We start from the raw sequence: 16,259 nt of genomic DNA, 5'->3' as shown, positions 1-16,259 counted from the left end.
AACCCCTATTGTGTAGTCATCTACATAATCTAAAACTTTGTCTATATTTAAGCTCATATGTTCTTCGTCCATTGGAACTAAACGCATTTCTATATCCCAATATACACAGAATTTTTCCCAACAAACTTGGAATCCTGATGATACTACTAAGTTTGGTTTTCTGCTTGTAACATCCATTCCTAATTTTTTAGCTCTATTTCTCCATCTAAACTTCATAGCCATACCACCAAGCATACATGCTTCTGATGAACCTACTGTTGATGTTCCTATATAATTTAAATCTTTTGGTGCATTCCATAAATCAGCTATCATATTAACACATCTATTTTCCATTTCTGTTGTTTGTGGATATTCTGATTTATCTATTGCATTTTTTTCTAATGTTTCTGACATAAGCTTAGTTGCTTCATCTTCCATATATGTTTGACAGAATGTACATAAATTAAGTCTTGCATTTCCTTCGTTCATTAACTCATCTTTTATTAATCTATATGCTAGATTTGGAGCAATAGAATCTTTCCCTAATACATCTTTAGGTACACTAGAGCCAGATTCTGTTGTCCCAAATATTGGCGTATTGTATTTATCTCCTAATCTATCTTGTTTTCCGAATAACATTTTTTAAACCTCCTATTATATTTGAAAATATTAATTTTTTTAAATTAGATAATAAATTAAAAATTATTTAGTTGCTTTTGCATCTCTTTTTTTAGATGTAATTGCATATATTACAAATGGTATTAATATAGTTATAATAAAACTTATAATTAATATAGTTAAATACTCATGAGCACTTTTACTATTTAATTCACTTGGAGGAACAAAAGAAATAGCTAATGCAAATATTGAAGTTAAGAAACCACATGCTGCTACTATTAATTTAAATGTTTTTCCTCCTGGTACGTGATAAGCACGTTTTAAATTAGATTTTTTAAGTACTAATATAAAATATCCTATGAAGAATAATAAGTATCCAACTAAGTATATTACAACTGTTAATGATATAGCTGTAAGGAATGATACGTTATTTCCTCCACCACCGAAAGTAAGTACTGCTGCCCATATTGTAACTATTATACCTTGTACGAAAACTAAGTTAATTGGAACATTATGTTCATTTGTTTTTGTTAGAGATTTAGGTAAAATACCTTTTTGAGCTGCTGCATACATACCTTTTGAAGGTCCTACAACCCATGCACTAACTTCACCCATTACTCCTAGTGCTAATAGTATAGCAATTAGTTTTACAAGCCATGTACCATTAGGTGCAAAATGTAATACTAAGGCTTTAAATGCTTCAACAACCCCTGCACTTAAACTTAATTTACTTTGTGGAACTACAGCTGCAACAGTTAGACCACCTACAGTATTTAAAATTATTGCTAAAACAACTAATATAATCATAGCTAATGGATAGTTCTTGTGAGCATCCTGTAATTCATTTACATGTGAAGCTGATGCCTCAACACCCATATAAGCAAGTATAAATGAAACAAAAACAACTAATGTATCTACTTTTGAAAAATCAGGTACAAAATATTTTGCTCCTATTTTTACATCTACAGGATTTCCTTGTATTATATAAGCTATTGATAATGCAAATAAAATTATTGCTGGTATTAATATCCCAAATATAAATCCAGCTTTTGCTATTTTAGCTGTATTTTTAGTACCACCTAATTGTGAAAATGTTAATGCCCAAAATATTACTAATACTCCAATAAATTTTATAAAAGGAACATTGTTTAATGCATTCCAATTAAATATGTATGAAACACAACCTAGTATAAAATAAATCATTGTAACAAATCCAACTGTTATTTGAAACCATTGGAAGAATATTGCTGCAAAACCAAATTTTTCTCCTAATGTGTTTCCAACCCATGCAAATATACCTCCTTCTTGCCAGCCTTCAACTGTAGCCATTTCTGCGGCACATAAAGCAACTGGTAAGAACCATAATATACCCCCAAGTAAAAGGAAGAATACTAAATGGAATCCTGAAGTTGCGAATGTAGGGTATTCGTAAACTGTCATAACCATTGATGCGGTCATTGCAAAGAACGCAAATAAAGTAAGCGAATTCTTTTTAGCCGCTTGTACCTCTTTCATCTTAATCATCTCCTGTATATTTAATTTTATAATATTAATTATGCTACCCCTAGAATAATTGATATTACTTATGTTTATGTTATCTAGATACCCAGTATTATTAGGTTAAAACTTAGAAAAAAAATGTTGTAAAAGTCTAAAAATTCTCTTTAGATAGACAATATAATCATTTATATTAACAAATAAAAAAAGAAGTCAATCTTAAAACTAAGACTAACTCCTTTTTTATTTACATAATTATTCATGTATACTTATAGCATCTACTGGACAAGCATCTCTTCCTTCTTGTGCTGCTTCAAAATGTTCTTCAGGTATGTCTCCTTCTATTGCAACTGATTTACCATCATCATCCATACTATATATTTCTGGTGATATACTAGCACAAGCTTCACACCCTATACAAGTTTCTTTATCCACAAAAGCTTTCATAACTACCTCCTGATTGTTTTAAAATATTATTGTAACAAGAACAGAACTAAGCTCTTTAGCTATTAAGTTATGTTCTACTCTTGAATCAAACGGTAAAAAATCACCTGGATTCAAAATGAATTTTTCTCCAGTTTTAAATTTCGTATCAATACTTCCATTTCTAATTTAAATAGTTGTATATCTACTTTGTGTATTATTATGTAGACCCTTTCATTATTCAAATTTAAAAAGTACATTTTTAAATTTTTCATTTTGTACTAATATTTCTATATTAGTTTCTAAGTTTTTTAATTTGTTATATCCAATTTCATCCTCTGACTATATTGTACCCTTTATAATTTACTTTATTCGTAACTTATGTTATTTTTCTATCCTCAAAAGTATAGAATAAAAGATTATCTAAATCATAAAGAATTAAAAAAATGCCTTAACTAATATTAAAACTAGTTAAGGCATTTTTTTAATTTTCATTTAATTTTTTTAAAACTTCTTCTAAATCTAATCCATGTATTTCACAAGCTTGCTCTAATTTCTCCATTTGTGCTGATGGGCATCCTATACATCCCATTCCGTAACTCATAAGTATTTGAGCTGCATCAGGTCTAATTTTTATTATATCTGCTATTATTGTATCTTTAGTTATCATATTATAAACACTCCTTTAAATTTGCTATTTTAAGTACGTCTTCTCTAAACTTATCTATCTTAATTCTATCTACAAAATCTCCAAGTTTTTCACCCATTTGTCCATACTCATTATAATAATCTAGTATTACTTTTACTAAATTATAAGCTTCTTCTTCACTTAAACCCTTAGTTACTATATCTGAACTTCTTGGGTAAAATCCAGCACTACCTCCTACTGTTACAAAGAACTTCCCATCTATATCTACTATTGCTCCAATATCTTTAGAATATACACTAGTACATGCATTTCTACATCCTGCTACACCGATTTTGGTTCTATTTGGTAATATCATACCATGAAAATTCTTGCTTATTTTCATTCCTATACCTATAGTAGGATATTTTGAACGTTTACAAAAGTTAGCTGGACAAATCTCTACATTTTTAACTGAGTTTTGATTTTTAACAGCAGGCTCCATCCCTAACTCATCCCATATACACTCTAAATCTTCTTGTTTTAAATTAGTTATAAGTATTCTTTGCCCTGATGTTAATTTAATTACTCCTTTATATTTTTTAGCTACTTCAGCTATCTTTATAAGAGTTTCTGGAAGTACAAACCCACCTGGTATATGAGGAGTTATAGCATAAGTTCTTTTACCATCTTTAATTTTTTGTAGATTTCCATAATTACTCATATAGCTTTATCCCTTTCTTATTGTGTTAATAGTTATTTTACCATTTATTTGCTTTTCGTATAGATATTTTATTTCTAAGTTTTCTATGAATGTCTTTATCCATAAATCTCTAAGTTGACTCATATAATCTAAATTTGCTTTTCCTAACTCATAATTAGCTTTTTGTATACATCCTTCTTGTTCATAAACTATATAGTTTTCATTTCTTTCAGTAACAGAATTGGCTCTATCACAAGGCATACCTGATAATATATAGTTGTTTAAAGATATATATACATCTTCTGGTGAATTTATTTTATTATTTTCAGATTTTGCACATTTCTTTGCTTGATTAACATATGCACTTTGTGTTATTTCTTTACTTTCATCTTTAAAGATCTCATAATACTTAGTTATTATATATGAACTTCTACTTTCTACCTCTTTTATTTTTTCCTGCAGCCATCCATGTATATTATTAGTATCTATTAGATCTTCTAAAGGCTTTTTAGGTATATAGTCTCCATATAATTTAATAGATTCTTCTTTTACCGCTTTAGCTTCATCTTTATATTTATCTATGTGTAATTTTATGATATCTTGTTCTAAATCTTGTGCTAACATAATTTTATTAAAAAGCCATGTGTGTATTGGTGCTAAAAATTTACTCATTTAATTTTCTTCCTTTCATCTTTTTAATAACCTTATTATAACCTTTAACTACATTTAAGTATGTAACATACGTTATAGACTTTAATTTTTTTATAAACATTAAGTGTAATTTATTTATATAAAAAAGAGTTACTCAACTTTTTTAATTTATTGAGTAACTCTTTTATAATTTGAAATTTATGAGATATCTATTTTAAGTTATTTGCTATTTCTGTAAATATAACACCTAATCCATATGCTCCTGCATCTGGATATCCTAAACTTCTATCGCCTACAGTTCCTGCACGTCCCATACGTGCTACTATGTTCTCAGTTGCTTTTGCACCTTCAACAGCTTTTTTAGCTCCCTTTTCAAAAGCTACCTTGAAACTATCATTTTCATTTGCACTTACTTTCCATGAATCTGCACATGGAACTAATGCATCTATTAAAGTCTTATCTCCAACTACAGCTCCACGACCAAAAGATCTCTCTCCTGTAGATTGAATTCCATTAACTGCTGATTGCATCATATTTGCAAAATCTGAAACTGTAAGTTCCATTTTTTCCCCTGTGGATTTCCCTGCTGCTCTAAATGCAGATCCCCATATTGGGCCTGATGCTCCACCACAGTGTTCCATGATTACCATAGAACATTCATTTAAAAATTCACCTATATTTAAATTTTTATGTGAAATTATATTTTTCCACTCTCTTTTTAATTGTTTAAATCCTTTTGCTACACTCATACCAAAGTCCCCATCTCCTGCATGAGAATCTAACTCACAAAATGGAACTTCATTTTTTATAATAACTTCACTCATTTTATCTACAATATACATCATATTTTGTAAAGTTAATTTATTATCTTCAATTTTTGAAAAACTCTCATTAGTTTCGACTTCAAAAGATACTTCTTTAGAGTTTTTATCACATTCATCTATATCTACATATTCTACAGTATCAACAGGTCCTGAAACTTTAAAAGCTGGTGCTTCACTTACTTCAGATAATAAATCTTTTAATTGTTCATCTACTTTCATTATAGATACAGATGCTCCAGCCATATCTATACTAGTCATATAGTTTCCAACAAAAGTTCTATATATCTTAACATTTCTTTTATTTAACTCACGAGAAACTGAATTGTTTAGTAAATATAATTCTTGTAGTGGAGTTGCTCCAAATCCATTAATCATTAATGCAACTTCTTCTTGTTTTTTACCATCTATACTCATATCTTTTAATAAAGCATTTACCATTTTAATTGCTAATTCATCTGCTGAAGCCATTTTTTCTCTTCTTATTCCTGGTTCTCCATGTATTCCAACTCCAAATTCTATTTCATCTTTACCTAATTCAAAAGTTGGTGTACCTTTTGCAGGAACAGTACATGATGTAAGTGCAAATCCTATACTTCTAACACTATTTGCTGCTTTTTGAGCAATAGTTTTAACTTCTTCTAAAGACATTCCTCTTTGTGCAGCTGCCCCAGCTATTTTGTGAACCAATACAGTTCCTGCAACACCACGTCTTCCTACAGTATATAAACTATCTTCAACAGCTATATCATCATCTACTTTTACATAATCAACCTTAATACCATCTTCACTTGCTAAATAAGCAGCATTTTTAAAGTTCATCATATCTCCACTATAATTTTTTATGATTAATAGTGTTCCCTTATCACTTGCTGTAGCTTTTATAGCTTGATAAATTTGTATTTGAGATGGTGAAGCAAATACATCTCCACAAACAGCAGCATCTAACATCCCTTTTCCTACAAATCCTGCATGTGCTGGTTCATGTCCACTTCCTCCACCACTTATTAAACTAACTTTATTTTTATTTATATCTTTTTTCTTTATTACTTTATATTTTTTTATAAATTCAAGTTCTGGATGTGCCATAGCTATTCCATTACACATCTCCATAACTATATTTTCTGGTTTATTTATTATCTTTTTCATATTACATCCCTCTGCTGTTTTTATATGTTTTTCCTATTTTGTCAGCTGTAATAATAGCTGCGGCTACTGATTCTATTTCTATTGGAAATGGCATAGCATATATTGATTCCTCTGGAATACAAGCTTTTTCTGCAACAGCAATAGCTTCTTCTTCTGTAATACTATCTACCCCTATATCTTCTAAACATACAGGTAATCCTATTTCTAAGCAGAAATCTAATACTTGATTTATTTCTTCTGTTGGAGCATTTTCTAGTACTAATTGTGCTATTGTACCAAATGCAACCTTTTCCCCATGGAAATACTTATGTGTTCCTTCTAACATAGTTAATCCATCATGAATTGCATGAGCTGCTGCTAATCCTCCACTTTCAAATCCAAGTCCTGATAAAAGTATATTTGTTTCTATAATATTTTCTAGTGCTTGAGTTACTAAATTACATTCACATGACTGCTTTGCTTTTACTCCATCTTTTAATAAAGTTTCATAGCATAATTTAGCAAGTGCTAATGCTGCATTAGTTCCAATAGCTGTTTCACATTTACCTTCTCTAACACCACAAGGTAATCCTGCATTTACTTTTGTAAATGAGCTTGATGTAGCTCTTGCTTCAAAATATGTTGATAATGCATCTCCCATTCCTGAAACTAAGAAACGAGTAGGAGCTTTTGCTATAACTGTAGTATCAACAAGTACTACACTTGGGCTTTGTTTGAAATATGCATAATCATCAAACTCTCCTTCTGGTGTGTATAATACTGCTGAATGACTTGTTGGAGCGTCTGTTGCAGCTATAGTTGGAACTATAATTAAATTTTCACCTTTTGCAACACACTTAGCAGTATCTATTGCTTTACCACCACCAAGACCTATTGTACAAGCACATTTATTATTCTTAGCTATTTCTTGTAATCTAGCTACTTCTTGTCTTGAACATTCTCCTTTGAAGTTACTTTCCACAAAATTTATATTAAATTTTTTTGCAGTTGCATCTAATTTATTTTTAACACGTTGTATATCATCCTTATGAGCAATTAATAAAGCTGAGTCCCCAAATACTTTTACAAAATAACCTAAATTTAATAATTCATCTTGTCCCTGTACATATTTTGTAGGGCATATAAATGCTTTTCTCATCTTAATCTCTCCTTCACATTTTGTTAAATGTTATTATTTTTTAAGTTATTTTTATTATAATATCGTTTTCACAAAATTACATTGGACTCATATGTTAAAAAGTTACGATTTAAAACCGTAATTTTTTTACCTAAAATTGTATAATTGTATTTTTGCTACTTTTCGTAATTTTTTTAACAACATAATAGTGTTAAACTAATTATATTTATTTTCTAAATTGTTTTCTATAAGAAAATGGTGTAACGCCCTCATACTTTTTAAATATTTTTATAAAATATCCGGCTTCACTAAAACCAAGTTCCTCACTTATTTCATTAATAGGCATATCGGTTTCTTCTAAAATACTTTTAGCCCACTTAATTTTTAACTTTGATATATAGCTTGAAAAATTTTCTCCTATCTCTTTTGAAAATAACCGACTAAAATAACTAGGACTTACGTGGCATAAGTTTGCCATCTTTTCCATAGATATATTTTCACTTTTATTTTTATAAATATATTCTATTGCTGGCCTTAAAGTTTTGCTTACAGAGATTTTATCGAAATCGTTATCTTGATTTTCATTAATGTAGCTGTTTATAATAGCATTAGATATTTCTTTTTGCACATTTTTAATATTTCTTATACTATATCCTTTAAACATTTTAGAATTTATTTCCGATTCATTTTTTATGGATTTTTCATACATTTCCAAAATTAAGTTTTTATCTAGCGCTTCTTCAACTATATAATTAGATAAGTAAAATAACATATTAGATATATTTTTTACTTCATTGTAAGATAAGACCGGCAATTCTTCGTAATATTCTTTTAGTGTATCTGTATTATATTCATTTAATGATTTGTTTGGTATACTTAATATCTTTTCTAAAGTATCACAAAAATTAGAATCTGATAGTTTTACTTGACCTGCCATAATAGCTCCAATATATTTACCATCTATAATAATAGGAATTGCAACATCTACTATATTATAATGACATAAATATATGTATGGTTTGTTTAATCGTACAGCTTCTAATCCTCCTCTTGAATCACACTTTTTACAATGCTTTGCTAAATCTGAATTAGCTCTTACCCTTTCACAAAATTTATGACAGCCACTATGCTTCGTAACTGGATTTCCTTTATAATCTACAATAACAATTGCCATTTTAGTAACTATAGAAAGATAGTCCTGCAAGTTATCCCACTTTTTAGAATCAATTATTTTATTTAAACTTAAGCTTTCATTTCTCACTTTTTATACTCCTTTAAAAGTAATTTTTCTAACTTAATATATAATAATTTTAACACATATAACTTTAATAATATAAAAAAATTATATACTAATTGGCTTATTTTGTTTAAAAGTGTATATTAAATTTCTATTTTTATTTATATATTTTCTATATGTTTTTGAATAATATCTTATTTTATTATACAAAATAATGTTGGAGGTGTATTTTATGTTAAATTTAACTACTAAAGAAAGAATGTTATTAGAAGATGAAAAAAATCATGAAGAATTATGCGTTCAAAAATATAAGGATTATGCTCAAAAAGCTTCTTGTTCTGATCTAAAAAATTTATTTAATCAACTTTCTCAAAAAGAACAACAACACTTAGATTCTATAAATCAATTATTAAGTGGTACTGTGCCTAACGTAAATCAAGGTCAAAGCCAAGAAAATCAAAATTCAAATATTCAAACTAATTCAACTATGCCTAACCTTAATTCACAAGCATCTCAAAGTATGCAATTTAATCAACATGATAAGGTTCTATGTCAGGATATGCTTAGTACAGAAAAATATGTATCATCTACATATGATACAGCTATATTTGAATTTAGAGATAAAAATGTAAGACAAGTTTTAAACCATATTCAAAAAGAAGAACAAGAACATGGTGAAAAAATTTATAATTATATGAGCCAACATAATATGTACAACTAATATTTTTAATAAATAATATACTTTTTAATAATTATTAATTCTAAAGATCATGAATATTTGATTTAATATAGTTGATACTAAATATCTGAAAATAATTAACTTTATAACTATAATTTTTAATATTGACTTATTTTAAATTTTATTTATAATTGAATACAACAAGTAGATAACTGAGATAGAGGCGCGAAATTTAAGATTAGTATTATGGAGGTAAGCTCAATGAAGTAATATGAAAGGAAATTTCGCCGAAGTAAATAGTTAATAGCTTTAATACTATTTACTGGGCTTATATAGAATATATATAAGACTGTCACATTTTGTGGAGAGCTATTTTCAATGAAGACATACGATAACGTTGTACTTTTTGTATGATATTTTTGTATTTATGTCATGGGTATAGTCTCATGACTTTTTTATTGTTAAAAATATTTTGATTATCTTAGTTACTTATTTATAATTGACACCATAAGGAGGATAATTTAAATGAGTGAACAAAATCACGAATTAAAAAGAGGATTAAAAGCAAGACACTTAAACATGATAGCTTTAGGTGGTTCCATAGGAACGGGTATATTTCTTGCAATGGGAGATACACTTCATCAAGCAGGACCTGGAGGAGCATTATTAGCTTATGGACTAATAGGAGTAATGGTTTATTTTTTAATAACTAGTTTGGGTGAAATGGCAACTTATATGCCAATATCTGGTTCATTTAGTTCTTATGCAACTAAGTTTATAGATCCAGCACTTGGCTTTGCACTTGGATGGAACTATTGGTACAACTGGGCTATAACAATAGCTGCTGAAATGGTTGCAGGCTCTTTAGTTATGAAATACTGGTTTCCTCATGTTCCAGGATTTTATTGGAGTATATTATTTTTATTTATAATTGTTGGATTAAACTTTTTATCATCAAAAGCTTATGGAGAATCTGAATACTGGTTTGCTGGTATTAAAGTACTTACTGTAATTATATTTTTAGTAATAGGAGTACTAATGATTCTTGGAATAATGGGTTCAGATGAAATAGGATTTCATAATTATTTTATAGCTGATGGACCATTTCATGGTGGAGCTAAATCTATATTTGCAATATTTTTAGTTGCTGGTTTTTCATTCCAAGGTACAGAGCTTATAGGAATTGCCGCTGGTGAAAGTGAGAATCCTGAAAAAACTATACCAAAAGCTATAAAATCAATATTTTGGAGAATATTAATATTCTATTTAGGAACTATAGTAGTTTTAGGTGCTATAATACCTTTTACACAAGCAGGAGTTTCAGAAAGTCCATTTACTATGGTTTTTGAAAAAGCCGGAATAGCTGGTGCTGCTTCTCTTATGAATGCAGTTATATTAACTTCTGTATTATCTGCTGGTAACTCTGGTATGTATGCATCAAGTAGAATGCTTCACTCTATGGCAAAAGAAGGACTTGCTCCTAAAATGTTTGCAAAAACTAATAAAAGAGGCGTTCCTGTAAATGCTTTAGTTTTAACTACTATAATAGCTTCTGCATGTTTCTTAACAGGTATATTTGCAGAAAGTACTGTTTATGTTTGGCTAGTTGCTGCATCTGGTCTTGCAGGGTTTATCGCATGGGTAGGTATAGCAGTTTGTCATTATAGATTCAGAAAAGCTTATATTCATCAAGGTCATGATTTAAAAGAATTAAAATATAAAGCTAAATTGTACCCTTTTGGACCTATCTTAGCACTTTTAATGTGTCTTATAATAATAATTGGTCAAGGTTATTCCTGTATAAAGCCATCAGGTATCGATTGGAAAGGTTTAGTGGCTTCTTATATAGGTATTCCTTTATTCTTCGCTTTATATATATATTATAAGATTAAACACAAAACTAAAGTTATTCCTTTAGATCAAGTAGATTTAACCTATGTTGAATCTAGAGAAAAGGCTTCTGAAATCATTGAAAAAGACATTCAAGAATTAAACTAAATCTATTTAAGAATAAAAAAAGATATTTTCATACTATTTAATGAAAATATCTTTTTTCTCTAATATGTGAATAAAGCTTCCATTGAGTACTACTTAATCCTCAATAAAAGTTTTAATTAAATTTATATTTTGACTTTAATTATATTTTATCTTCTTGTATTGTCAAAAGAAGGTGGTGTAGGAGTAGGTGGTGTATGTTGTGGTCCTGGTGTAGATAAATCAAAGTATAATTTTGAATCTTCAGTTATTCCGAAATCTCTATTTGAACCAGTATCTTTAATTTTATTTAAAGCTTCTCTAAACAAAGCATTATGTGCTTCTTCTCTATTTAATAGAAAATCTATAGTTTCTCTTACGTATTTATCTTCAATTTGACGGTATAAATATTCATATACAACTTTAGCTCTTTGTTCAGAAGCTATATTAGAAAGTAAGTCTGCCACTAAATCACCTGTTACAGTAACATAATCTGCTGTCCAAGAATACCCAGAAGAATTTATTAAAAATGGTGATAACCCTGATAAAACATGGCTTTCAATTTCTCCTGATTTAACTTCATTATAATTAACATCATGTCCATTTAGTAAATTTATAGTTTGAGCTACCATTTCCATATGACTAAGTTCTTCAGCTGCTATATCAAGAAATAAATCTTTTATTTCAGGGTCTTTAATTCTAAAACTTTGAGATAAATACTGCATTGCAGCTTTTAATTCTCCATTTGCTCCTCCTAATTGTTCTTGCATTAAAACTGCATATTGAGGATTAGGTTTTTCTACTTTTACTTCTTTTAATAAAGCTTTGTCGTGTTTAAACAAAGTTAACACCTCCACAAATTTTCTTCAAAATTATAATTCCCATAATTTTTACTTATATTCTAGTTATTTAAATTAAATGTACATACTTCCATATATATATAATCAACTCAAATAATGAAATATTTTCCACGAATCTTTTTAATTTTATATTTAATAATAATAACGGAAATAAATTTTATATTATTTAGGAGGTCTCTTATGCAATTAACACCAGCAGAATTACATAATTTACATGAATTAATTTTAAGTTGTGTAAATAGTATAACTAATATGGCTATGTATAAAAATCAAGTTACAGACCAAGAACTTAAGTCTATGATAGAAACACATTTTCCAGTTCATATACAAGACTATAATATGAAAGTTAAATTTGTAAAAGAGTCAAGTGCTCCTAATGAAAATTTAAACGTACCTGAGTTAAAATCTACTTTACAAGATTTTACTAATGCTCCTGTTCCAACAATACCAGTTACTCCTAGAACAGATATTCAAAATTTAAATGATAGAGAAATAGCTACAGGATATTTACTAACTTTAAAAAGAGCAGGAAGAGAATATGCTTGGAGTTCAATGGAAGCAAGCAATCCTCAATTAAGAGAGTTTTTAAAAGATGCATTTACTATGAGTTGTAATCATGCTTATGAAGTAAGTCAATGGATGGTGAAAAATGGATTCTATCCTTTATGTCCAGCACCACAAACTGAAATAGATAAAGTAGCTTCTATATATAATGAAGTGAATCAATAAATTTAATTTTATTAAAATGTAATAAAAAAGACGTATTAGATATAAATTGAATACGTCTTTTTTTATTTAATAATATAACTATATTTAAAATTTTAATATCGATGATAGTTGTAATAGCTGATAAACTTATTAAAAAAATTTTTAAATACTTCTTCTCTAAAATAAAAAAATAGAGAGATTAACTTTAATTAACCTCCCTATATTAACATGATAATTTTAAATTACATAAATACAAATAAGTATATTAACCCGATCACTCCAAGCACTATTAGCCCTATAGCAACATATTCTTCTATCTTAGTAAATTCAGGTTTGTTAGGCTCTGTTTCTTTTCTTGCTTTTTTAAATACTGGGATACCTATTGCATAAATAACAAGTGATATTAATAAATATTCAAGTCCAGCTGCATAAAGTAACCATATTCCGTATATAGTCCCTAATATAGAAGTAACAAATGCATATTTACGACTTGCAAATATTTTTTTAGGATAAGTATCCTCTTTTGATGATATTTTATATAAATATAAAGTTGAAGCTATATAACAAGGTAGAGCCATGACACTTGTTATACTTAGCATCATATTCCAAGCATTTCCTGTAAAATGTACACATATTAATATTATTTGCATTACAATTGTAGATGCAAGTAAGGAAAATGCAGGTGCTTCATTTTTATTTTCTTTAGTAAATATTTTAGGGAATGTTCCATTTTTAGCTGCTGCAAATGGAAGTTCTGAAAGCATAACTGTCCATATAAGCCATGAACTTAATATGGCTATAATAACACCAACATTCATTATTATACTACCCCATTTACCAATTACAGTCATCAATACAGCTGCTGTTGATGGTGGAGCCATTTTTGATACAGTTCCTTGGGGAACTACACCAAGTGGTAATAATGAAAGTGCTGTGTATAATAAAAGACATATTAAAAATCCTAAAAATGTTGCTTTCCCAACATCTTTTTGAGATTTAGCCCTTCCTGATACAACAACTGCACCTTCTATACCCGTAAATACCCATAAAGTTACAAGCATAGTACTCTTAACCTGAGGTAATAATCCTCCTAAAGAACTATCATGAACTGATGCTACAGTTTTTAATCCCCAGAAATCAGTAAAAAATAGTGAAGCTTTAAATGATATAGCTATTACTAATAAGAATATAGCTAATGGAACTAATTTCCCAATTGTCCCTATAATGTTTAAAAATGAAGCTTGTTTAACTCCAGATAAAACTGCAAAATATATAATCCAAAGTACTATTGATCCACATATAATTGATAACCAGTTATTCCCACCTGTAAAATATGATGGAAAAAAGTAGTTAAGGGAGTCCATCAATAATACTGCATATCCTACATTGGCAAAAGAATTACAAATCCAATATCCCCATGCCATTAAAAAACCTGTAAATTTACCAAACCCTAGCTCTCCATATGCATAAATACCAGTTGTTACATCTGGTTTTGCAGCTGCAAGTACTCTAAATGTGTTTGCAATAAACCACATACCGATACCTGTTATAATCCATGCAATTAAAATTGCCCCTGCAGATGCATGTTGAGCCATATTTTGTGGTAGGTTGTAAACCCCACCACCTAGCATAGCACTTATTACTACGCCTGCTAAAGCAACTACACCAAGCTTTTTAGTGCTATTATCATCAGTTTTGCTACTGCTTTTATCACTCATAATAGCCCTCCTAAATTTCATTTAATTTTATGAAACATATTAGCTTTAAGTGCATTTTGCCATTTAAACATTTAACAAAATGTACTTAAAAATTTTATTTTTGAGTACACTCTGTTAATGGCTTAAAATTCATTTCATCTAACCATTCATTAAGTGTTAATGTATTTAAGCTAGGGAATCCACTTTCAGGTACTGCATCTCTTGCAAGAGTTACATAAGGTGCACAAGTTAATGCATTTCCTATTTCCCCTGGTTTCATTATTGTATAAGCAAATCCAACATAAGTTCTATCAAAAACTACATGTGAATCTCTACCGCACTCTTTAACCGACCAAGCTACTGCTTTTCTATGTTTTTCTAAGAATTTTCTTAAATCTTCTTCATTATCATTTTTTGTCCAAAGTCCAGCATCTTCTATAAATAAATCCGCACAATTATCTCTATCGTTTGATAATGAAATTGCTATAAATGACCAAACTCCGTAAGCTTCTCCATCTTTTAATGGTCTATCTTCTTTTGGTCTATAAGATGTAACACTTTTATTTGCACATATTACATGAGCTCCTGGAGCTGTTGTAAAACGTCTATTTTTTTCTGTACCAAATAATTCAATACCTGCTTCTAATAGAGGTTTTGCATCATATACTTTAAGTGGTGTTCCGTCATATTGTTCTACATAAAACAATGGTTCTTCTTTTTCATCTGCTATTGCTTCATGAGTCGCTAAATCATATCCCCATACTTGACCTGCTATACCACAGAAAGATGAAGCAGTAAGCATATTTATTTGTCCGACATAAGCATCATTTATCTCTGCTCTATCATATGAAACTATACCATCTAATAAAAAGTCATCTGTTTTTTTTACTGTACCAACAGAAACTGTAAGTACTGAAACATATCCGTTACCATAAGAACCTGGCATTCCGTATCCATCACAATAACGATTGTATGGACTTATAGCTGTCTTATCAACTTTTGGTGCCCTTACCTTTCTTACTTTCTTGGGACCTACACCTATAGTCCTATTCCTTTGTTCTTCAAGATTTTTATTCATCTCAAACACCTCCTTAAGTTTTTGTACATTTATTATATGTACATTTATCTTTATACCCTTAACTAAAAAAAGCTAACAGAAAACGTTTATTTCTATATATTTAGAAATATTGAAAATTTGCATTAGCTATTATGTTGATTAATTTTTTCAATTTATTAAGTTTTATTAATTTACTTAATAAATCTAAAATAAATAAAAATAAGGACTAAGTTATTAACTTAATCCTTCTAAATCAATTATATTGGCCTATTTTACCATTCAATTTCTTCTTTAGCTTTTTTTAATCGTATTAGCTCTTTATCAGAAAACCATCTTTTATCATTTTCATCAAATCCTCTTTTAGATACTCTACTCATATTATAATTCATCACCAATTATATACATATCTTAAGTTTTATATTCATTATATTCTTTTACAAAATTATATGATAAGTCTATTATTT

General features: G+C 28.8%; 15 protein-coding genes and 1 riboswitch. Of the genes, 3 read left to right on the top strand and 12 right to left on the bottom strand.

All coding sequences use genetic code 11. The annotated features are described in order from the left end of the window. From ABFX13_RS09545 to ABFX13_RS09505, 9 genes are all read right to left on the bottom strand, one after another. Nucleotides 1-618: pyridoxal-dependent decarboxylase (locus tag ABFX13_RS09545; RefSeq protein ID WP_346045340.1), on the bottom strand; the 618-nt coding region annotated here is incomplete at its 3' end. 63 nt (nucleotides 619-681) lie between these two features. Beyond that, nucleotides 682-2,112, bottom strand: coding sequence for a glutamate/gamma-aminobutyrate antiporter (gadC, locus tag ABFX13_RS09540; RefSeq protein ID WP_346045338.1), 1,431 nt, complete (start codon nucleotides 2,110-2,112; stop codon nucleotides 682-684). Between the two features lie 237 nt (nucleotides 2,113-2,349). Further along, nucleotides 2,350-2,541, bottom strand: coding sequence for a ferredoxin (locus ABFX13_RS09535; RefSeq protein WP_346045336.1), 192 nt, complete (start codon nucleotides 2,539-2,541; stop codon nucleotides 2,350-2,352). 460 nt (nucleotides 2,542-3,001) lie between these two features. Beyond that, a complete protein-coding gene (locus ABFX13_RS09530; protein WP_346045334.1) occupies nucleotides 3,002-3,187 on the bottom strand; it encodes a DUF1858 domain-containing protein in 186 nt (61 codons plus the stop codon). A 1-nt stretch (nucleotide 3,188) separates the two neighbouring features. Continuing rightward, on the bottom strand, nucleotides 3,189-3,866 hold the full coding sequence (locus ABFX13_RS09525) for a nitrite/sulfite reductase domain-containing protein (RefSeq protein ID WP_346045332.1): 678 nt from the start codon (nucleotides 3,864-3,866) through the stop codon (nucleotides 3,189-3,191). A 6-nt stretch (nucleotides 3,867-3,872) separates the two neighbouring features. Further along, nucleotides 3,873-4,517 carry a hypothetical protein gene (locus ABFX13_RS09520; RefSeq protein WP_346045330.1) on the bottom strand — a complete coding sequence of 215 codons (645 nt, stop codon included), beginning with the start codon at nucleotides 4,515-4,517 and terminating at the stop codon, nucleotides 3,873-3,875. Between the two features lie 188 nt (nucleotides 4,518-4,705). After that, nucleotides 4,706-6,466: a dihydroxyacetone kinase subunit DhaK gene (gene dhaK, locus ABFX13_RS09515; protein ID WP_346045328.1), complete on the bottom strand. Its 1,761-nt coding sequence runs from the start codon at nucleotides 6,464-6,466 to the stop codon at nucleotides 4,706-4,708. A 1-nt stretch (nucleotide 6,467) separates the two neighbouring features. Beyond that, complete coding sequence (locus tag ABFX13_RS09510; RefSeq protein ID WP_346045326.1) at nucleotides 6,468-7,604, bottom strand: glycerol dehydrogenase; 1,137 nt, start codon at nucleotides 7,602-7,604, stop codon at nucleotides 6,468-6,470. Between the two features lie 205 nt (nucleotides 7,605-7,809). Further along, entirely contained in the window at nucleotides 7,810-8,844 is a 1,035-nt protein-coding gene (locus tag ABFX13_RS09505; RefSeq protein ID WP_346045324.1) for a PocR ligand-binding domain-containing protein, read from the bottom strand. A 208-nt stretch (nucleotides 8,845-9,052) separates the two neighbouring features. On the opposite strand from ABFX13_RS09505, the gene ABFX13_RS09500 reads away from it, so the two are divergent. Next, nucleotides 9,053-9,541, top strand: coding sequence for a spore coat protein (locus ABFX13_RS09500; RefSeq protein ID WP_346045322.1), 489 nt, complete (start codon nucleotides 9,053-9,055; stop codon nucleotides 9,539-9,541). A gap of 168 nt (nucleotides 9,542-9,709) precedes the next feature. Further along, nucleotides 9,710-9,879: riboswitch (Lysine riboswitch) on the top strand. A 145-nt stretch (nucleotides 9,880-10,024) separates the two neighbouring features. Beyond that, the gene (locus ABFX13_RS09495; RefSeq protein ID WP_346045320.1) at nucleotides 10,025-11,497 is read left to right on the top strand and encodes an amino acid permease; all 1,473 of its coding nucleotides are present in this window, start codon (nucleotides 10,025-10,027) and stop codon (nucleotides 11,495-11,497) included. A 146-nt stretch (nucleotides 11,498-11,643) separates the two neighbouring features. Here the strand turns inward: ABFX13_RS09495 and ABFX13_RS09490 are convergent, their stop codons facing one another. After that, entirely contained in the window at nucleotides 11,644-12,315 is a 672-nt protein-coding gene (locus ABFX13_RS09490) for a manganese catalase family protein (RefSeq protein ID WP_346045318.1), read from the bottom strand. 198 nt (nucleotides 12,316-12,513) lie between these two features. Here ABFX13_RS09490 and ABFX13_RS09485 point away from each other — a divergent pair, with 198 nt between their 5' ends. Further along, nucleotides 12,514-13,062 (top strand): spore coat protein, encoded by a 549-nt coding sequence (locus ABFX13_RS09485; RefSeq protein ID WP_346045316.1) that lies wholly within the window; start codon nucleotides 12,514-12,516, stop codon nucleotides 13,060-13,062. Between the two features lie 221 nt (nucleotides 13,063-13,283). On the opposite strand, the gene ABFX13_RS09480 is transcribed toward ABFX13_RS09485, so the two are convergent. Together ABFX13_RS09480 and hdcA are read right to left on the bottom strand one after the other, a co-directional pair. Further along, on the bottom strand, nucleotides 13,284-14,759 hold the full coding sequence (locus tag ABFX13_RS09480) for a basic amino acid/polyamine antiporter (protein WP_346045314.1): 1,476 nt from the start codon (nucleotides 14,757-14,759) through the stop codon (nucleotides 13,284-13,286). Between the two features lie 94 nt (nucleotides 14,760-14,853). Continuing rightward, entirely contained in the window at nucleotides 14,854-15,816 is a 963-nt protein-coding gene (hdcA, locus tag ABFX13_RS09475) for a histidine decarboxylase, pyruvoyl type (protein ID WP_187527384.1), read from the bottom strand. Nucleotides 15,817-16,259 lie beyond the last annotated feature (443 nt).

Source organism: Paraclostridium tenue (assembly GCF_039521565.1).
In the GTDB taxonomy this organism is placed as follows: Bacteria; Bacillota; Clostridia; order Peptostreptococcales; family Peptostreptococcaceae; genus Paraclostridium; species Paraclostridium tenue.
This window is presented reverse-complemented; position numbering and strand designations above follow the sequence as displayed.

Excerpts from the sequence above, each read along its gene's own strand:
- gadC (WP_346045338.1), bottom strand. The coding sequence starts at position 2,112 with ATGAAAGAGGTACAAGCGGCTAAAAAGAATTCGCTTACTTTATTTGCG.
- ABFX13_RS09535 (WP_346045336.1), bottom strand. The coding sequence starts at position 2,541 with ATGAAAGCTTTTGTGGATAAAGAAACTTGTATAGGGTGTGAAGCTTGT.
- ABFX13_RS09530 (WP_346045334.1), bottom strand. The coding sequence starts at position 3,187 with ATGATAACTAAAGATACAATAATAGCAGATATAATAAAAATTAGACCT.
- ABFX13_RS09525 (WP_346045332.1), bottom strand. The coding sequence starts at position 3,866 with ATGAGTAATTATGGAAATCTACAAAAAATTAAAGATGGTAAAAGAACT.
- ABFX13_RS09520 (WP_346045330.1), bottom strand. The coding sequence starts at position 4,517 with ATGAGTAAATTTTTAGCACCAATACACACATGGCTTTTTAATAAAATT.
- dhaK (WP_346045328.1), bottom strand. The coding sequence starts at position 6,466 with ATGAAAAAGATAATAAATAAACCAGAAAATATAGTTATGGAGATGTGT.
- ABFX13_RS09510 (WP_346045326.1), bottom strand. The coding sequence starts at position 7,604 with ATGAGAAAAGCATTTATATGCCCTACAAAATATGTACAGGGACAAGAT.
- ABFX13_RS09500 (WP_346045322.1), top strand. The coding sequence starts at position 9,053 with ATGTTAAATTTAACTACTAAAGAAAGAATGTTATTAGAAGATGAAAAA.
- ABFX13_RS09495 (WP_346045320.1), top strand. The coding sequence starts at position 10,025 with ATGAGTGAACAAAATCACGAATTAAAAAGAGGATTAAAAGCAAGACAC.
- ABFX13_RS09485 (WP_346045316.1), top strand. The coding sequence starts at position 12,514 with ATGCAATTAACACCAGCAGAATTACATAATTTACATGAATTAATTTTA.
- ABFX13_RS09480 (WP_346045314.1), bottom strand. The coding sequence starts at position 14,759 with ATGAGTGATAAAAGCAGTAGCAAAACTGATGATAATAGCACTAAAAAG.
- hdcA (WP_187527384.1), bottom strand. The coding sequence starts at position 15,816 with ATGAATAAAAATCTTGAAGAACAAAGGAATAGGACTATAGGTGTAGGT.